The sequence below is a fragment of the Roseibium album genome (assembly GCF_001404515.1).
Lineage (GTDB): Bacteria > Pseudomonadota > Alphaproteobacteria > Rhizobiales > Stappiaceae > Roseibium > Roseibium album.
This window is the reverse complement of sequence record NZ_CXWE01000015.1, coordinates 1-17,644: the sequence shown is the minus strand read 5'-3', so window position 1 is coordinate 17,644 and position 17,644 is coordinate 1. Positions and strand designations below refer to the sequence as shown.

Genomic DNA, 17,644 nt, shown 5'->3' with positions numbered 1-17,644 from the left:
ATTCAAACGCCCCTGGTTGTAGACCTTAGCATTTTTCTATAATACCAAAATGCAACCAATCAGTCTCAGAGTAAACCAAAAAAATAATTGGCATCGTCTTTTTAACGAAATGGCTCGCGAACGTGGAACGCATTCGGAGCGTTTGGAAAGAGATTTGAACTTCGCATTTCAACAGATCTGCGCGCCGTACTCCGTGGCCTTGCGAACAAATTCGCAAATCGTGCCTTACAGCCGATTTCATATACAAGACACGGAAGCAGGCGTTCTGGTTGGCGACAAAAAAGAAAAATTTGCCGGTGAATTCGAGCGCGGCAAGTCAGTACAACGGCTTTCAGGGTATTGTTTCCAGAAAAGCTTTTATCCAGACAATTGCTATGCGTCAGGACGATCGATTGATGGACCGCAGCGAAGCATGCTGATGACGTCCGAGCGCCTGAATGACAGATACTGCGCCCCGGTCAAAGTTTTGATGCTTGCTTTTCAGAAAAAGGAGAGCTTTAATTGGTATCTGAAAGGTATTGTTTTCTTTACCCGAGGTGCCTCGCTCCATGAATGACTTCATTTCCATGTTGGAAAACGGTGACTGGCAGACGGGGTCCCGTGGTCCGCGGTACCTGCAATTGCGGCGGCGCATTCAACTGGCAATCGACGAGGGAGTGCTGAAAGAGAATGAACCGCTGCCGTCAGAGCGTGAAATTGCGGTGATCACGGACCTGTCCCGGGTAACGGTCCGCAAGGCCGTTGCCGGATTGGTGGAGGACCGGACCGTAGTCCAGAAGCGCGGTAGCGGCTCCTTTGTCGCGCCCAGGGTCCGGAAGGTCGAACAACGTCTTTCCAGCCTGACATCATTCAGCGAAGACATGGCGCGACGCGGGTTGGCGGCCAGTAGCGAATGGTTGCAACGCGGGCTGTGTCCTGCATCCCCGGAAGAAATTTTCGCGCTCGGGCTGAGTTCGGGAGAGAGAGTTGCAAGGGTTGAGCGCTTGCGAAAGGCGGACGGTATTCCAATGGCGATTGAAAGGGCGTCGCTGTCGGAAAAAATCCTGCCGAACCCTGAAAAAGTGTCCTCATCGCTCTATGCCGTCTTGCGGTCAACAGGCATGCAACCGGTTCGTGCCATTCAGCGCATTTCCGCAAGATGCCTGGAGGCGGTCGACGCGGAAATTCTGAAGATCCCGATCGGTTCCGCAGGATTGAAGATCGAACGGGTTTCCTATCAAACTACTGGTCAAGTTGTTGAATTCACACGATCCGTGTATCGCGGCGATGCCTATGACTTTGTGGCAGAACTCCAGATTTCGGAGGAGTGAATTCGTGACCGCACCCAGCGGATGACTGTGCGGGGCATGTCTGAACCGAAATGTACAGGTCCAGTCTCGGCAAGGTGTTCGTTAGCCAGTTTTCGTCGGGTTGCCTTCGTTTGTCGGAAATCAACTGATTTGACTTCAAGTCGGCTCCTGACCGGCGCCCGTCCAAACGGAAGCATCTCAAGATTCAAGTGTGTTTTTGGTTGCCGCGCTACGATCCACCTCTTTGCAAAAAACAGCAGCGCTTGACCAATGGTTCCGGTCTTGCGACGGGTCCTGCTGCAAGGCTTTAATCAACCCGGTTGAGCACATAGCCGAACCGGTGAATTGTGACGATTTTCGCTGTGCCTGGTGGGATCCGCCGCCGTAGTCTTGCAACCAGAACGTCAACAGTACGATCCCCGGCGGTCCAGTCCCTGCCACAAACATATCTTGTGAGGTCGTCTCGGCTCTGCGGGACGCCTGGTTCGTTCATTGTGCATCGAAAGTCGAGTTTGAGCCAATTCTGTTGAAAAACTAACTGTTGCGATCAGCATTGCCGACTGATTCAATCGTCTCACTGGCGCCGGCACTTGATCCACGCTTGGGCTATGATGTGCCCCAGCAAATTTCCCTCGATTTGAGTTAGAGTTTTCCGCGATGATTTTCCTGGCTGGGAAGGAGCGGAATTGATGAAGGCATCGAAGTTTTCGGATGCGCAGAATGCGTTCATCGTGAAGCGCGGTGAAGAAGGTGTTCCAGTGGCTGAGATCTTCCGTGAAGCCGGGATCAGCCAGGCGACGTATTTCAACTGGCGCAAGGAGTATGCGGGTTCGATGTCGTCGGAGATGAAGCGGCTCCGGGAGCTGGAGCAGGAGAATGCTCGGCTCAAGAAGGTCGTCGCGGACTTGTCTCTCGATAAGGAGATGCTTCAGGACATCGTCAAACGAAAGCTCTAGGGCTTGCCCGGAAGAGAACGCTGGTCGACGAGATGCGGTCGGACTGGTCGGTGTCTATTCGCCGTCCCTGCGCGGTGATCCGGCTTGACCCGACAACCTATCGCTATAAATCTCGTCGATCCGGCCAAGCCGCTTTGGAACAGCGGATCAGAGAGATTTGCCAGACGCGTGTTCGGTTCAGATACCGGCGTGTGTATGTTTTGTTGCGCCGGGTGGGCTGGATAATCAATCAGAAGAAAACCCGCCGGATTTACAACGAACTGGGCCTGCAACTGAGGAACAAGCATCCCAAGCGCCGGGTGAAGGCAAAGCTGCGCGAAGACCGGCAGGAAGCTGTCGAGCCGAACGATGTGTGGGCGATGGATTTCGTGCATGACCAACTCGCCACCGGCCGGAAGATCCGCGTTCTGACAGTGATCGACAAGTATTCTCGCTATGTGCCAGCGCTTGACCCACGTTTCAGCTACCGGGGTGAGGATGTGGTGAGAACCTTGGAGATCGTCTGTAAGCAGATTGGCTATCCGAAGACGATCCGGGCTCCGAGTTCATCTCCCGGGATCTCGATCTGTGGGCCTATAGAAGAGACGTCACGCTTGACTTCTCCAGGCCTAGAAAACCGACGGACAACGCATTCATCGAGGCCTTCAACGGACGGTTCAGGGCCGAGTGCCTGAATGCGCACTGGTTCCTGAGCCTTGCGGATGCGGTCGAAAAATTGGAGCATTGGCGCAAGGACTATAACGAACACAGACCACATGGCGCCATCGGCAACAAAGTGCCGGTGGACCTGATGAAATCAGAACACGTAGCCAGCCCGTGTTCTTGATTTGGTCCAGAAAACTCTAGCCCACCTCGAGGGCACTTTGGGTGGCACTGCAAGTTGGAAACAGACTAACCTTATAACGTGGAGTTATCGGGGGAGCAGGCCAGATTTCATGGCAGTGATCTGGTGTTTACCACAAATGGCTAGGCACAATGTGCCTGTGGATAACTGATCACAATTCGCCCTTGTCAACAAAAGTTTCGTCGAAATTGCACTCCTGAATTGAGTGTAGAGTTGTCCTCAATCACGCGCATTTTCGCCGAAAATGGACAATTATAACTATGGTTGTGCAACCTTTTCAGGAGAATCCGATTATATTTACAACCTTTGCTAATCGTGACAGGCTCGCGCAATATGAGAGTCTCAGTGTTTCTACAAGATCTTTTTTGGACTGAATCTAATAGAGAAGATCAAATAGTGATTGGTCGGGGTGGGGCAGTGGTAAAAGAACAAGAAATTACGCTGACAAAAGATGTGAAAACAATAAATTCATTAGTATTTGCTAAATATCTCTCCGAAAAATCAAAGATTTTGTTTTTTGGAGCGCATAGGTTGGAGTTTAACTTGGCTAAAATTGGTTTATTTTTGCTCTTTTGTTACGGAAAGCAAAATAAATACATATTTAGATTGACCGAAGACAGTGAGCGAGGGAATAGCAGCTTGGCTAAACTCTTTGGTAACGATCGTGAGCCAAGCGCTGAAGACAGATGTCTCGTCGTAATTTAAAGCATGGGTAGTCAACCTCGATACTGAAAGGTTTTCCTATGCAAGCGTTGGGATGCGATAATTCAAGGATATGGACGTTCTTCCAACTCTCTTGGCGCTCAGATTTTGTCGCATGTAGGATCATATTCGCCCTGATTTGCGTTATTGGATCTTCTGTAGCAGCGGTTGCTGACACGGCAAAAACGCTACCTCGGACCAGAATTGTACCACCGAACGAATTTGGTGAGTCTGGTGATGCAAAGGGAACGTATTTTCGTCTTTTTGCCGAGTATTTGATCGACGGATCGGAGCCCCTAGTTTTTGATTTGCAGGTGTCCTGCGGGAACCACACGTTCGAGAATGGACGGGTCGTTCATGGCTATTTACCGGCTCTTTATGCGAAGAGAACGACTTCGGACGCTGCTGTCATGATTGCAACACCGAGAGTTTGTGACGCTATTAGATATGCCGAAGATCGACAGGTTGCAGATACACAGGAGTTCCGGCGGTCCTGGACACGCGTATTAGAAGGTAACTTCATCCCATTTACAGTCTGGTTCGAAGATGAGCGAAATCTTGCCATTGGGACTGGTTTTGCATCGTCAAGTGCATTTGACAATCCAACCAGCCGAATTTCGTTTGTAGACGCGAAAGTAGAGCCTTCCACAGCAGATCATTTCAGTTCTTGGATTTCATCGGATAGCGGCAATTTGCTGGAAGAGATTCAGATTGGACCACGTTTCGTCACTGATCGGAGACACAAGGAATATTGGGCGCATTTCGATCCTGCCAAGTCGCTATTACCGCTAAGTTGTACTGGCGTTGCGATAATTCCTCATATTGACGAGAGCAGCCGTGAAATCGCTGATAGATATTATCCTAGTTCATTGTCTTCCCGATATTGGTTCGCTCCTGACACTTTACCGGATACGAACAAGGATAATGGGATCAGCAAGCTCGACTTGGTTCCCGTGCTGGAAAAGCAGTATTACGACAGCAGCCCCTCTCAAGAATTTCCTATTGGATTTAATTTTCTTCGACGTACCAAGCTCGAAGAGGGAGGCAAAGACCTCTGGACAATCGACCGGCCAGACATTTATCCGGTAACACGTTCAGATGGATATCCTTTCGTTCAGGAAGATTCATTTATAGGAAAGCGTGTAGAATACATTGTCGATATTCGGCGTGAAAAGAAAGGGTTGCTTTCTTGCTATTCAACTTACAATCCTATTGGGTACGGAACGAAAAATTTTGAGCAGCTTTACGGATATTACTTCGGTTCAAATTATGGGCCGAAACTTGTTGAGTTCGGAAAGTCAATTGATCTGAACATCGTTGATGATGTCGGAAGCACCACATACGAGGCAATAGAGAAACCGCTTGCACTACCGCATTTTTTGATTGCCGATCAAGCCGTTGCAGAATTTGTAACCTTCGAGTTTTTCGGAGGTGGACATGTCAATTAAGCGGCTTTTGTTAGTTTCGTTTGCTGCCGCGTTTGTTGTCGGGATCATCTATATCGTAAAAAATTTCGCAGGATTCCTGCCGTGGCTGCCGCTCGCTCTCGCTTTATACTTCAGCGGAGGAGAAGCCCCCTCGGAAACTGCTGTTAATCGTGGAATTTACTATAGAGTTACGACACAGTATTTAGTGGATAATATTGAACCTTTGAATTTTGATGTCGTCGTCACTTGTGAAACGAACCGGCCCAAAGAAGTTTTTTCGAAAAATTTAATCGTGCCATCACTATTCTTGAAGCGTACAAAAGACAATCATGCTGTTTTGATGAGTTTGCCGTATTTTTGTACCACGATCAAAGATCGGTATCTGGGCCAACGGCTAGGCGCTTTTGATGGTTCTTTTCTTCCTTTGACCATCTGGTTTCAGGATGCAGATAACCTCGAGATGGGTTTGGGGTACACCTCAAATCACTCCTACAAAAACACTGCCGCACGACTAACGGTTCTGAGTTCCAGTGTCCGTTACGCGTCCAGGGAGGAATTTGAGGATTGGTACAGTGCTAATCGCAATGACAATTTGATTATCTCCAAGGACGATAGTCCGGCCTTAAAAATACATCCAGTCTTACGAGAGTATAAGGACCTACCATTTTCAAATCGCTGTTACGGAATTGGGTTTGCAAGTTTAAATCGTGAAGGACAGAAGCTGCTAGATGCGTTTTGGCCAAGAGGACGTCCGGAATTTTGGACTGATGCAAATCTAACAAATCAAAAGCGAGCGGAGTTGAATGAACGGATTGAAAAGTCGAGTGAAGTTAAATTGCAGGCATTTGGCAATGCGAGCGCGCGTATAATTGAATACGAGAAGAAATTTGACTGGCAAAATGCTAGCAGTACTTGGGATATTGTTGGTAGAAACAAAAGTAAACTTAGCAATTACCTAAGTTATAGATTTTTACCAACAGAGCACTATCCACTCTTCGTGAAAGACGATCTTCTTGTACCTGAGTCCGGTCAGGGGATTCTTCATAGAGTTTTTGACTTAAACTACAGGTCAGATTTGAAAGGTTTTGCTGCGTGTTACTTAGGGCTCGTTGATGCGAGGAGAGAGGGTTTAGATAACCTCGAAGTAAGTTCGCAATTAAATGTGAATGGAAAACTCGTAATTAATTCGAATGATTTATATGCATTCGATAATTACTTAATTCGAAAAGATAAATCGATTGGTAGTGCGATTTATTTTTCGTTCTCAAGAGGTTTTATTTTCGAACAGGAATAACGATGGCTTATAAAAACCATGAAATTATTACGGCGCTGCTCAGCGAGCAAGTCTATCAACGGCATGACCTTGATATGCAACTCACCGACGATGACCTTGCGAATCTCGGAGGTGTTTCACCCATCTCCAAGTTCTCTGATCCTGACTTTGAAAGTGCCCTTGGGCCTGAGTATTTCGTAGATCCCGAGGGGTACATATATGCGCTCGGTGAGGGAAATGGAAAAGACAATGGATTTGTCGCTAGGGTTGTGGAAACAGGTGGTACAGTTTTCATAGTATATAGGGGGTCGGATGACGCTTCGAATGAAGCCGGAAACATACTTGGTGGAATTGGTAGCGGCATCTTGTACGCAGCGAACAACAACAGCCAGTCAGATAGTAGTAATTTTCATCACAATCCTGGAGAAACAAACTACGCTGATTGGTTCTGGAATGGTGCGCAGGGTGTTGGAACGGTAGATCAGAACGCCACATCGTTTGATGCCATCAAGATTGCTGAGGCAGTGCAAAACGCCGTGGGAGAAAGCAAGGAGATTGTTGTAACTGGGCAAAGTCTTGGGGGGGGGTTAGCCGGAGTTGTCGGTGCGGTCACTGGATTGAAATCACACACATACGCTGCAGCATTTTTTGGTTCTCAGATCCAAGTAATAGCTCACCTTCGCGCAGTTGAGGAAATAATCGAAGCAAATGGCTCATCTATTTTTACACAAAAATTCAACGATTTAGACGATCATACTCAGAAAATAGTATTATTCGGAGTTTTTCACGACGCGATACCTGGTGACTTGCAAGACAATTTTGAAGGTGTTGAAGATGTTTTCGTCCCGGAGGCGGACGCGTCAAATCCATATTATTTATTCGAAGTGCTTCAATTGGAGCAAGAAACAAGATATGAATTAATATATAATCAATATCTGGTTAATATCGAAGAAAATCAGACTTCCTTTAGAGTGAAAGATGAAATATTAAGCGGCGCGCTCGTCGAATTAATTATTAATTCTAGTCCTGCAATTCCAGCACTTTCTTCTTCATACATCAAAAGCACTGCAGAGGATGTACTATTCGATTTTGGGCCAATAGATCCAATTGTAGCGGATACATCCGTAGTAAGTGTGGGTCTACACTCACCTACCTTACATGCGATCGGTGCATTGACGAAGGCAAGTTCTTCGGAAACTGCAAAAGACCACCATGAGTTTGCATATCTTTATCGCAGCGATCAGGCGTTTTGGGACAGCATGCTCGTCAATACCGGTGTCGCGGGTTCGCAAGATCACCAACGTGCCGACCCGTTGGACGTCTCGAGCAAAGTGGATGCTTCGGGCCCAAACGTCGGCATCTTACAACGGGCTCTAATGAAGGCTATTGCGTTGGACGGTGCCGGTAACGTTAATACTTCAAATGAAAATTTTTATAATCACTTTTTTGAAATATTTGGCGAAAAATTGCAGAAAGGTATTGCGTCAGATGGCTTGAAAGAAACAAGCGGAAATCCGTTTGGGAGCGATGAACTGTCTCTCCATGCAGGTTTGGTAGAAATAGGACTTCAAATACTTAGAGACGGTCTTCAAGATCAAGAAAAAGTAGAGGACTTTGAATCAAATCTAGCATCAATTCTCAGCATAACTGAAGATAGTAAAAAGTATTATTTCGCGGGAGATCATGAAAATGCTGTGATTTTTAATACATCGGCTATTAATACAGAGAGAACTGGCGAGTATGCTGAGAAATTTGTTGATAATGAAATAATAAATGGTAGTCATCAAGCATTCGGAATATCCGACGTTGAGTTTGAGATTGTTAAGAAAATATTTCGAGACAATAACGGCGATAAAACAGATCCAGTATTTAAGAAAACTCTAGAACCTTGGTTTTTTGATGCTCAAAAAATAGTGAGTGCTCCTAACATACAAGGAGTTCATGATTATTTTGCAGCTGGTAGTATCAGATTGAGCCTTGACTGGGAAATTCTTGTCTCACAAGCGGGCGAAGATGGTGCAGGTCTGACGTTTGACGCAAGTCTAGATCACACAATTGCTCGAACATGGAGTGAAAGGTCACACCTGATTTTCGGCGGTGACGGCTTTAACGAAATCACAGCCACAGATCAATCAGACATTATTGTTGGTCGTGACGGCGGCAACAAACTAGTCGGCGGCGCTGGAGACGATCTTTTGATCGGTGGTGCGGGCAAAGACGAATTTGAAGGAGAGGAGGGAAATGATCTACTCATAGGTGGTCAGGAAGATGACACATTCAAAGGGAGCATCGGTAACGACCTCATTTTTGGCGGAAGTGTTGCTAGTGAAGAACAAGAAGGCGTTGACACTGTAGATTTTTCTGAAATCGATCGAGAATTAGTTGTTCATTTTGAGCAAGAAGACGGTAGCGTTCTCAGAAATGTTCAAGTAACGGGTAATGGTGTTGCCAATACTTTGTATTCCATCGATGAACTTATTTTGGGGAAGAAAGATGACACTGTATTAATCGATGATCTCGATTTAGCAGCCCAAGATTATGGTCTGGTTATTGATGCGGGTGAGCAGCAAGTTGTTGACACATTGGATTTTTCATCCCTTGGAAAAGGCGTGACCCTTCAGATGCAGGGCGCAGGCACTGCAATCATAGAGGGAGTAAACATCACTGTTAAGAATTTTGAAGATTTGATTGGCACCGGACTTGATGACGTTATCACGTATGCCACTGCGTCTGACGAGAACAGCAATGAATTACGGGGAACTATCAGCACTGGTGCGGGTGACGACGTTATCCACGTGGTTAACTCCACCGATCCAGGTGCTCCTCAAACTTATGAAGATGAACGGTCTGAGCTGATCATCGACGCGGGTGACGATAATGACACCGTTACCGTTGAAGGGGCCGCAGAGATCTATCTCGGAAAAGGCGCCGACAAAATCGGGGCAGCAGGAGTTGGATCTACAATTGATGCAGGGCCAGGAGGTTCGACGGACACAGACTATTTTAACATGGAGGGACTGCGCGGCACCCTTGGTATCGGGTTGGACGGTTATGACAGCGTCCTCATGTACACCAACTGGGATCTGGCCGGCAGTTATCGTCGACATGTTGATTCTGAAAGCAAGTACACATACGGACTCGGCGGAGCAATCAAACTCGGGATCAATGGCCATAGTGAGTTGGCCGTTGGCGATCATTTGTCGAAGGATGGGGACGAAGAGTCCTTCATGTACTTAGCGAATTACGTTAATTCGCTTAGTGCAGCTTCATCGGTATTAACGGCCGGCGTTCGTATGGTGACCGTTTTTACAGGTGCTTGGCAACTTTTCAAATTCCCTGGCATTGATGCGCTCGATGGCGATATCTCGATGTGGGACTTCATTCCCACTGCATGGAAGGATGTGAATTTCAGGGACGAAGTTGGTGGTGTCGACCCGCTTGTACTCGACCTGGACGGTGACGGGCTTGAGCTCACATCCATGGTGACCGGCGTCAGCCCGATGTTCGACATGGATGGCGACGGCTTTGCCGAGCATACCGGCTGGGTCGCGCCCGATGATGGCATGCTTGCGCTGGACGGCAACGGCAACGGCGTGATCGACGATATCGGTGAACTGTTTGGTGGCGCAGGCCAGTCAGGCTTTGCCGAACTTGCACTTCATGACGACAATTCGGATGGCGTCATCGATGCAAATGATGCTGTTTATGCCGATCTCAAGGTTTGGCGAGATCTCGACAGGGATGGCGAGACTGACGATGGCGAGCTGTTCTCGCTGACCGACCTCAACATTCAATCCATCGGTTTGCAGGCGACCGACGACGGTAGTGCAAACGCACTCAACGTCGTGGAACGCACCGGCTCCTTCACCTACGCGGATGGTACAACCGGCGAGGTGGGGGATGTCACATTCCGCATCAACAACTATGACACTGTCTATACCGGCGACACCACGATTGCGCCTGGAGTTATGGCAACCATGCCGAAGCTCAAAGGGCACGGTACACTGGCCGATCTTCAGGTCTCTGTTACGCTTGACGGGATCGACGGAGCGTTGGCGCAGACGATTAATTCAGTTCTGCCAACCCTAAACGTGGTCGATCTGGACGTGCTCTATGAGCGTGCGACCGCCATTTTGAACGCCTGGACCAATGCTGCACCGGTTGCACCCAATACAGGCAGTTACTCGGATGTCCCTGCATTTATCAGCCGCGCGGACGGCCAGATCGACGTTCAGGACTTTGCCTACCAAACAACCGAAACGATCACGCTTCCCGACGACAGTACCGTTAACGTTACTTTTTGGAAAACGGCAGGTGGAACACCGATCAAGGACGATCTGGGGCAGACGATCGAACACCCAACCCTGGAGCAGTTGCTCGCGCATCAAAGTGGCGTTGCCGATCTGACCTGGGAAATGGTTTCTGCGGAAAAACTTGCGTTTATGGAGCGGTATTTCGGTGAGGAAATCCCGATCAACGATCCGACCGGGTTTTCCGGTAGTTCCGTCTCTGGATTTGGCGCCATTCTGGAAACCACGGAGCGCATATCCGAACAGCTGACGCTCCGTCTTGCCATGCAGGGTGGGCTCAAGGACTATTTTGATGGTGTTGAGTACTCCGTTGAAGACGACCGCTTCCGGCCAACAACGGATTTCGAGCTGATCCCATTCTTCAAGAAGGTCTTCGAGACATCGCCGGCCGATGCTGCCGGTGCCGAGGCTTGGCTGGATTCCTGGAAGCCGCTGATCGATGCGCTTCTGTCTGACTATGAGCGCCCAGGCGGAAACAATATCAACGCGCCATTTATCTTCACCAATGTCGTGGCAGCCTATGAGACGATCGGCTCGCCGGTCAGCCTGGCAGTAGCCGCAGAAAGTCTCGGAATTTCCCCTGACATTGTCGACTATGGCAGCGGCACGCGCACTGGCACGAATGACCAGGAAATCTTCTACATGTCGACCGGTGACGACGTGGTGGAAAGCAAGGCAGGCAGTGATGTCTTCGTGTTCGGCGAGAATTTTGGTCAGGACGTTATCAACGACTATGAAAGCGGCGCCGACGATTTCGATACCATTCGCTTTGCTCATCTGACGCCGGAAGACATCGTTGCGACACGTGACGGTAAGGATCTTGTCCTGACTGTCACCGCGACCGGCGACAGCGTGCGGGTCACCGGCCAGTTTCATGACATTAATTACTCGTTTTTTGGCGGCCAGGTCGGGCCGTTCCAGGGTATTGAGGAAATCGTCTTCGCAAATGGCGATGTGTGGGGCGCAGGTGAAATCGCTGACGCTGTCTCCCATCCGCTCGATACCGACGACACTCTGATCGGTACCGACCACTTCGATGTGCTCGACGGTGGTCTTGGCAATGATTTCCTTCAGGGCGGAAACAACTTCGACGTCTATCGATTTGATGCGGGTTACGGCCAAGACATCATCCTGGACCGTCAGATGAATGTCGGTTCGGAAGGACGGGACGTTGTAACGTTCGGCGAAGGCCTGACGCGAGCAGACCTTTCCTTCTATCGCGATGGCAACAGCAATGACCTTGTCATCAACACCACCGGCGGCGACAGCCTGACGATCCACGGACAGTTTTTCGGCAGCACGGCGCTTGGGCAGGAATTCTGGATCGACCGGATCGAATCCTTCCAGTTTGAGATCAATGATGCCGAAAGTCTGGGCTTCAGCCATGAAGACGTCATGCGGGAACTGGTCGCACAGGCAAAGACCGATGGTGACGACACCATCTACGGCTTCACCTTCGACGATGTTCTAGATGGTGGGGCGGGCAACGATACGCTCATCGGTGGCAACAAGAATGACACCTATAAATTCGGTTTCGGCTATGGATCGGACGTCTTCGACGAAGGCGGGGCAATCATCAATGTCGGCTTTGAGAATACAGATAGGGTCCTTTTTGGTGCCGGTGTCACGGAAGCCGACGTCACGCTTGAACGCGAGGGCAACAGCAACGATCTGATCGTCAGACTATCCGATGGCAGCCAATTCAAGCTTCTGCGCCAGTTCTTCGCTCTCAATACCAACGGTTCGCATATCTTTGCGATCGAAAACTTTGAATTTGCCGATGGCACCGTTTGGGATCAGACGGCTATCTATGACCGAATGTTGCAAGGGACGACAGGCGACGACAGTCTCTACGGCTTCTGGCGTGATGACGTGCTCGATGGCGGGGCCGGTAACGACTACCTGAATGGTGGTGATGGTGATGACACCTATATCTTCGGCTTTGGTTACGGGGAAGATGTTGTCTACGACGAGCTCGTTTCGATCTTTACCAACGAGAACGACAAGCTTCTGTTCGGCCCGGGCGTTACCCAGGCAGATGTGACCTGGTCCCGAAACGGCGATTCCAACAATCTGATTGCGACACTTACAGATGGCAGCCAGCTGACGATCAACAGCCAGTTTACGATCGATAATTTCGGCAACAAACACTATGCGATCGAGCATTTCGAATTTGAAGACGGAAGCACAATTTCCCTTCAGGAGATCAAGGATCAGCTGATTCAGCCGACAGTGGGAGATGACGTCCTTTATGGCTTCGCGTCGGAAGATGTCTTCGATGGCGGTGCGGGTAATGATGTCTATCATGGCGGCGAATACGCGGACACATACCACTTCGGCTACGGCTACGGCCATGACCGGATAAATGACTACGCCCCATCTGCCTTTATCGGTGGCAATGACCGAATTGTATTCGGTGCTGGGATCGAGACTTCGGAAGTCAGCGTTGCCTGGTCAAGTGAAGATGACATTGATCTGGTTTTGACGGTCGAGACTGGCGAGACGATCACAATCAACAATTACAGATCAAAGATCTTCGGGTTCAGCTTCAACACTGTTGAAGAGGTTCTGTTTGATGACGGAACCCTCTGGCAAACACCAGAGCTCATGGCCCGCTATGTCGAAGGGGCTGTTTCCAACGGTGATGATTCAATTGAAGGCTTTGGTGAACTTGGTGGTGAAATACGAGCGCAAGGCGGCGACGACACCATCTTCGGATTTAGTGGTGACAACATTTATGTGGGCGGTGCCGGCGACGACCACATAACCGGTGGTAGCGGTGATGATACCTATCTTTACGAGGTCGGCGATGGTTCCGATATCATTTCAGAACGTTATAACGGCGGAAATGACACTCTGAAACTTGGTGCTGCAATCGACAGTGCGGACGTTGTCGTAAAGCGAAATCTCAATGACATCGAAGACGTCGTACTGGAACTCGCAGACGGGTCTGAGATCGTACTTGACGATCAAATCCGCAGTTCGGGTGGAGCCGGTGTTGAAAGCATTGTCTTCAACGATGGCACGGTCTGGACGGAAACCGATCTTATCTCGAACTATGCACAGGCCAACCTTACCGATGAGGATGATTATTTCGTCGGTTATGCCACTGACGATACCATTGACAGCGCACTCGGTGACGATGAAGTTTACGGTGGCCTGGGCAATGACACGATTACAGGTGGCGTCGGTAATGACTTCCTCGTCGGCGGTAGAGGCGCTGACACCTATGTGTTTACCCGTGGTGATGGAGCCGATCTCATTGAAGATGGTGGTTTTGGAGGCGAAGCCGATAAAATTGTTCTTCACGGATATACACCTGAAGAAGTGGTCATCAGCCAAATTGCGGGAACAAATGATCTTCAGCTTTCTTTTCTGGGCACTACCGACAAGATCACGCTGAAGGGGAATGCAGTCTCCGGCTCTGTCAATGAAATCGCGCAGATTGTCTTTGACAATGGACAGGTTTGGGAAAGCTCTTTCGTTCGTAATCTGGTTGATGGTGTCATCGACACCGATGGCGATGATGTGCTTTGGGGTGCCAGCAGCGATGATACGCTGATTGGCGGTCTTGGGAACGATCATCTAAGAGGCGGTGCGGGCGCGGATACGTATGTCTATACGCGCGGCGACGGTCATGACCGGATTACAGAACTTCAGTCAGGTGTTGGAGAAATCGATCAACTGACCCTAATCGGAGTAGCACCGGACGATGTAACTGTGTCTGTTTCCGGGGAGACCGTCCTTTTGACAATTGCATCGAGCACAGAAGGTGCTGGTGACGCCGGTTCAATCGCGCTGGATCTCAGTCTTCACGGTGCCAATGGTGAGGGCGTCGAAAGAATATCGTTTGAGGACGGTACATTCTGGAATAGCGAGACACTGAGGAACATGCTTGTAGATCAGGCTGGATCTACAGGTGATGACACCCTTAGTGGAATGTCTGGTGCAAACATTTTCTCTGGTGGACAAGGCAATGACGCGCTCAATGGGGGAAGTGGCAGCGACGTCTATCTCTATTCTCGTGGTGATGGTGACGACACGATTACTGAAGGGAGATTGATACAAGGTGACGACACCATTCGGCTTGAAGGCATGCTGCCAGGTGACATCGCCCTTGAGCGGGTTGGAAATGACCTGCGCATTGTCATTCAGGAAACATCAGCTGGAGCAGGAGATGGTGGCTCGATACTGGTCAAAGAAAGCTTGGATGAGGACTTTGACGAAGGAATCGAAAGAGTAATCTTCGAGGATGGTACTGTCTGGACCCGTGCGGACATGCGGTCAATGTTACTTGTGGCTGCTTCAACGGATGGCGATGATTCCATTTCCGGGTTCAACTCATCTGATTTGATCGATGGCGGGCTTGGGAATGATGACCTGGCGGGTGGTAGTGGAAGTGACACTTATACTTATTCCCGCGGCGACGGCGACGACATCATCACTGAAGGCCGCCTTACCAGCGGTACTGACAGAGTTCGACTGGTAGATGTACTGCAAGGTGAAGTTTCTCTCGAACGAGTCTCAAACAATGTCCGAATAGTCATTGCAGAGAGCGCCGAGGGTGCTGCCGACGGCGGATCAATCCTCTTGAAAGAGAGCCTTGATGAAGACTTCGACGAAGGCATTGAACAAGTTGTTTTTGCGGATGGAACAATTTGGACCAGGGCAGATCTGCGAGTTGAGCTGATCAACGCCTCTCAAACTGACCAAGATGACACTGTCGTAGGCTACAACACCGCTGACACGATTGAAGGAGGTCTGGGAGACGATGCGCTTTATGGTGGCAGCGATGGCGACACTTACCTCTATTCGCGCGGTGACGGTAACGACACCATTTCAGATGGCAGGTTGACTGGCGGCACTGATAAGCTGGTACTTGTCGATTTGCTACCAGATGATGTCATACTTGGCCGCGATGGAAACGCAGCACGGATTGTTATTCAGGATACGGTCGAAGGCGCTGGAGACGGCGGTTCAATAGTACTTCTTGAGAGCCTCGATGAGGACTTCGATGAAGGTGTCGAACAAGTAGAATTTTCCGATGGTACGATATGGAGCAGAGCAGATATCAGGCTCAAACTGATTGAAGCTTCCCAGACTGAAGGCGACGATATCGTAAGTGGTTACGGCACGTACGATATCCTGGATGGCGGCCTCGGAAATGATCTGCTTCAGGGTTTCGGTGGCGACGACACGTATGTCTACTCACGAGGAGATGGTCATGATACGATCATTGATGGCTCGTTCTCCGGCCACAATGACAATGTCTCCTTCGCTGATATCAGCCCGTCCGAGGTAATGGTCTACCGGGATGGTGATCATCTTCTTCTCTCCATCGCTGAAAGTAGCCCTGGTGTGGGTGATGGCGGCAGTATCAAATTGATAGATACCGCGAGGAACTGGTTTAGCAGTGGGGTCGACAAGGTCGTCTTTGCTGATGGGACAGAATGGAGCCGCAGCGACATGGTGAATGCTGCTGTGACCAACGCTGCACCAAACATCAACGATGACTCGTTCTCAGCTCTAATCCCCGGAACGCCGGTCGAAATCAATTACAGCGACTTGCTGGAAAATGACAGCGATCCGGACGGTACGCCCTTGTCGATCGTCGGTTTCCGCAATGTCATTGGTGGTCAACTTTCAATTGGTGTCAACGACACCGTCACTGTGACCCTCGACGACCCAGATGTACCGGCAACGTTTGAATACCTGGTGAGTGACGGCGTTTACACTTCTGTCGGCTCGGTCACAGTCAGTGACGAACTTGTTCCAACAATCGTTGGCACTTCAGGAAATGAAACGCTGAATGGGACCAACGGCGACGACATTTTTGAAGGCGAATTGGGAAATGATCGGTTCAACAGCCGCTCGGGCAGCGATGTTTTCCTCTATTCTTCTGGAGACGGCAACGACTACATCGACGAAGAATCTGGTTCAACTTCAGAAACAGATGTGCTGCGATTCAAGGATTTGACAGCCGACGACCTGACGTTCTCGCGATCCTGGTCTCACTTGGTCATCACAGTTACAGGCACCGGCGAAACCATTACGTTGGATGAACAGTTCTATAACCATCTGTACTGGGGCATTGACAGGGTGGAGTTTGCTGATGGTGTCGTTTGGGGACGGCGAGACTTGATGGGTGCTGCGCTTCAACCTGTAAATGGTACGGACGGCGACGAGACAATCTCGGGCACATCCGCTCACGAATCCCTTTATGGCATGCTTGGAAACGACACCATAAATGGCGGCAACGGGGATGACTATCACTATGGAGGGGCTGGAGATGACTTGTTGATAGGCAACTCCGGTTGGGATTACTTCGATGGTGGTGAGGGTAACGACACCCTGGACTTGAGCTACAGTTCAGGTTCGTTCACGTTTGATTTTACTGCTGGTAAGATTTTCTGGAACGGAACAGGTTTTGAAGAGTTTACCAATATCGAGAACCTGATTGCTGGTAGTGGAAGTCATCGCATCATAACTTCGGCTGACAACAACGTACTCACCGGTGGAGGTGGCAACGATACTTTTGTATTCACAGATACCGCCGGTGGAGACGACACAATCACGGACTTCAGTGCAGGTGCAGGATCACATGATGTAATCGAGTTCGGAACTGACCAATTTGCCGATTTCGCGGCGGTTCTGGCGGCTGCGACGGATGACGGAGCGGAGACGACGATCGCGATTGATGCGGAGACTAGCATCGTGCTGCAAAGCATCCTGCTTGCTGATCTACATCAGGATGATTTCCAGTTCGTGTAATAACATCCTGAACGCATTGTCCGGGTTCAGCGCCAATGAGACAAATTCGGCTTAACGGATAGAGGAGGATTT

Annotated in this window: 7 protein-coding genes and 1 pseudogene; 7 read left to right on the top strand and 1 reads right to left on the bottom strand. The window is 49.6% G+C overall.

Going from position 1 to position 17,644, the window contains the following annotated elements; translation table 11 throughout:
* Window positions 1-154: 154 nt before the first annotated feature.
* Together LA5095_RS30080 and LA5095_RS30075 are read left to right on the top strand one after the other, a co-directional pair.
* Window positions 155-556, top strand: a complete 402-nt coding sequence (locus tag LA5095_RS30080) for a hypothetical protein (RefSeq protein ID WP_144436222.1) — start codon at window positions 155-157, stop codon at window positions 554-556.
* On the top strand, window positions 549-1,310 hold the full coding sequence (locus LA5095_RS30075; protein WP_055391666.1) for a GntR family transcriptional regulator: 762 nt from the start codon (window positions 549-551) through the stop codon (window positions 1,308-1,310). Before LA5095_RS30080 ends, LA5095_RS30075 begins: the two co-directional genes overlap by 8 nt.
* A 286-nt stretch (window positions 1,311-1,596) precedes the next feature.
* Here the strand turns inward: LA5095_RS30075 and LA5095_RS32225 are convergent, their stop codons facing one another.
* The gene (locus tag LA5095_RS32225; protein ID WP_082442576.1) at window positions 1,597-1,782 is read right to left on the bottom strand and encodes a winged helix-turn-helix domain-containing protein; all 186 of its coding nucleotides are present in this window, start codon (window positions 1,780-1,782) and stop codon (window positions 1,597-1,599) included.
* 196 nt (window positions 1,783-1,978) lie between these two features.
* Between LA5095_RS32225 and LA5095_RS30065 the strand changes: the two are divergent.
* The 5 genes and pseudogenes from LA5095_RS30065 (at window position 1,979) to LA5095_RS30045 (ending at window position 17,572) form a co-directional block, all read left to right on the top strand.
* Window positions 1,979-3,071 (top strand): annotated as a pseudogene (locus tag LA5095_RS30065) (IS3 family transposase).
* A 363-nt stretch (window positions 3,072-3,434) separates the two neighbouring features.
* Window positions 3,435-3,794 (top strand): hypothetical protein, encoded by a 360-nt coding sequence (locus tag LA5095_RS30060; RefSeq protein WP_144436223.1) that lies wholly within the window; start codon window positions 3,435-3,437, stop codon window positions 3,792-3,794.
* Between the two features lie 38 nt (window positions 3,795-3,832).
* Entirely contained in the window at window positions 3,833-5,239 is a 1,407-nt protein-coding gene (locus LA5095_RS32565) for a hypothetical protein (protein WP_144436224.1), read from the top strand.
* Complete coding sequence (locus LA5095_RS30050) at window positions 5,229-6,512, top strand: hypothetical protein (protein ID WP_055391662.1); 1,284 nt, start codon at window positions 5,229-5,231, stop codon at window positions 6,510-6,512. The genes LA5095_RS32565 and LA5095_RS30050 overlap by 11 nt, the downstream gene beginning before the upstream one ends.
* 2 nt (window positions 6,513-6,514) lie before the next feature.
* The gene (locus LA5095_RS30045) at window positions 6,515-17,572 is read left to right on the top strand and encodes a calcium-binding protein (protein ID WP_082442575.1); all 11,058 of its coding nucleotides are present in this window, start codon (window positions 6,515-6,517) and stop codon (window positions 17,570-17,572) included.
* Window positions 17,573-17,644 lie beyond the last annotated feature (72 nt).

Excerpts from the sequence above, each read along its gene's own strand:
- LA5095_RS32225 (WP_082442576.1), bottom strand. The coding sequence starts at position 1,782 with ATGAACGAACCAGGCGTCCCGCAGAGCCGAGACGACCTCACAAGATAT.
- LA5095_RS32565 (WP_144436224.1), top strand. The coding sequence starts at position 3,833 with ATGCAAGCGTTGGGATGCGATAATTCAAGGATATGGACGTTCTTCCAA.
- LA5095_RS30050 (WP_055391662.1), top strand. The coding sequence starts at position 5,229 with ATGTCAATTAAGCGGCTTTTGTTAGTTTCGTTTGCTGCCGCGTTTGTT.
- LA5095_RS30045 (WP_082442575.1), top strand. The coding sequence starts at position 6,515 with ATGGCTTATAAAAACCATGAAATTATTACGGCGCTGCTCAGCGAGCAA.
- LA5095_RS30075 (WP_055391666.1), top strand. The coding sequence starts at position 549 with ATGAATGACTTCATTTCCATGTTGGAAAACGGTGACTGGCAGACGGGG.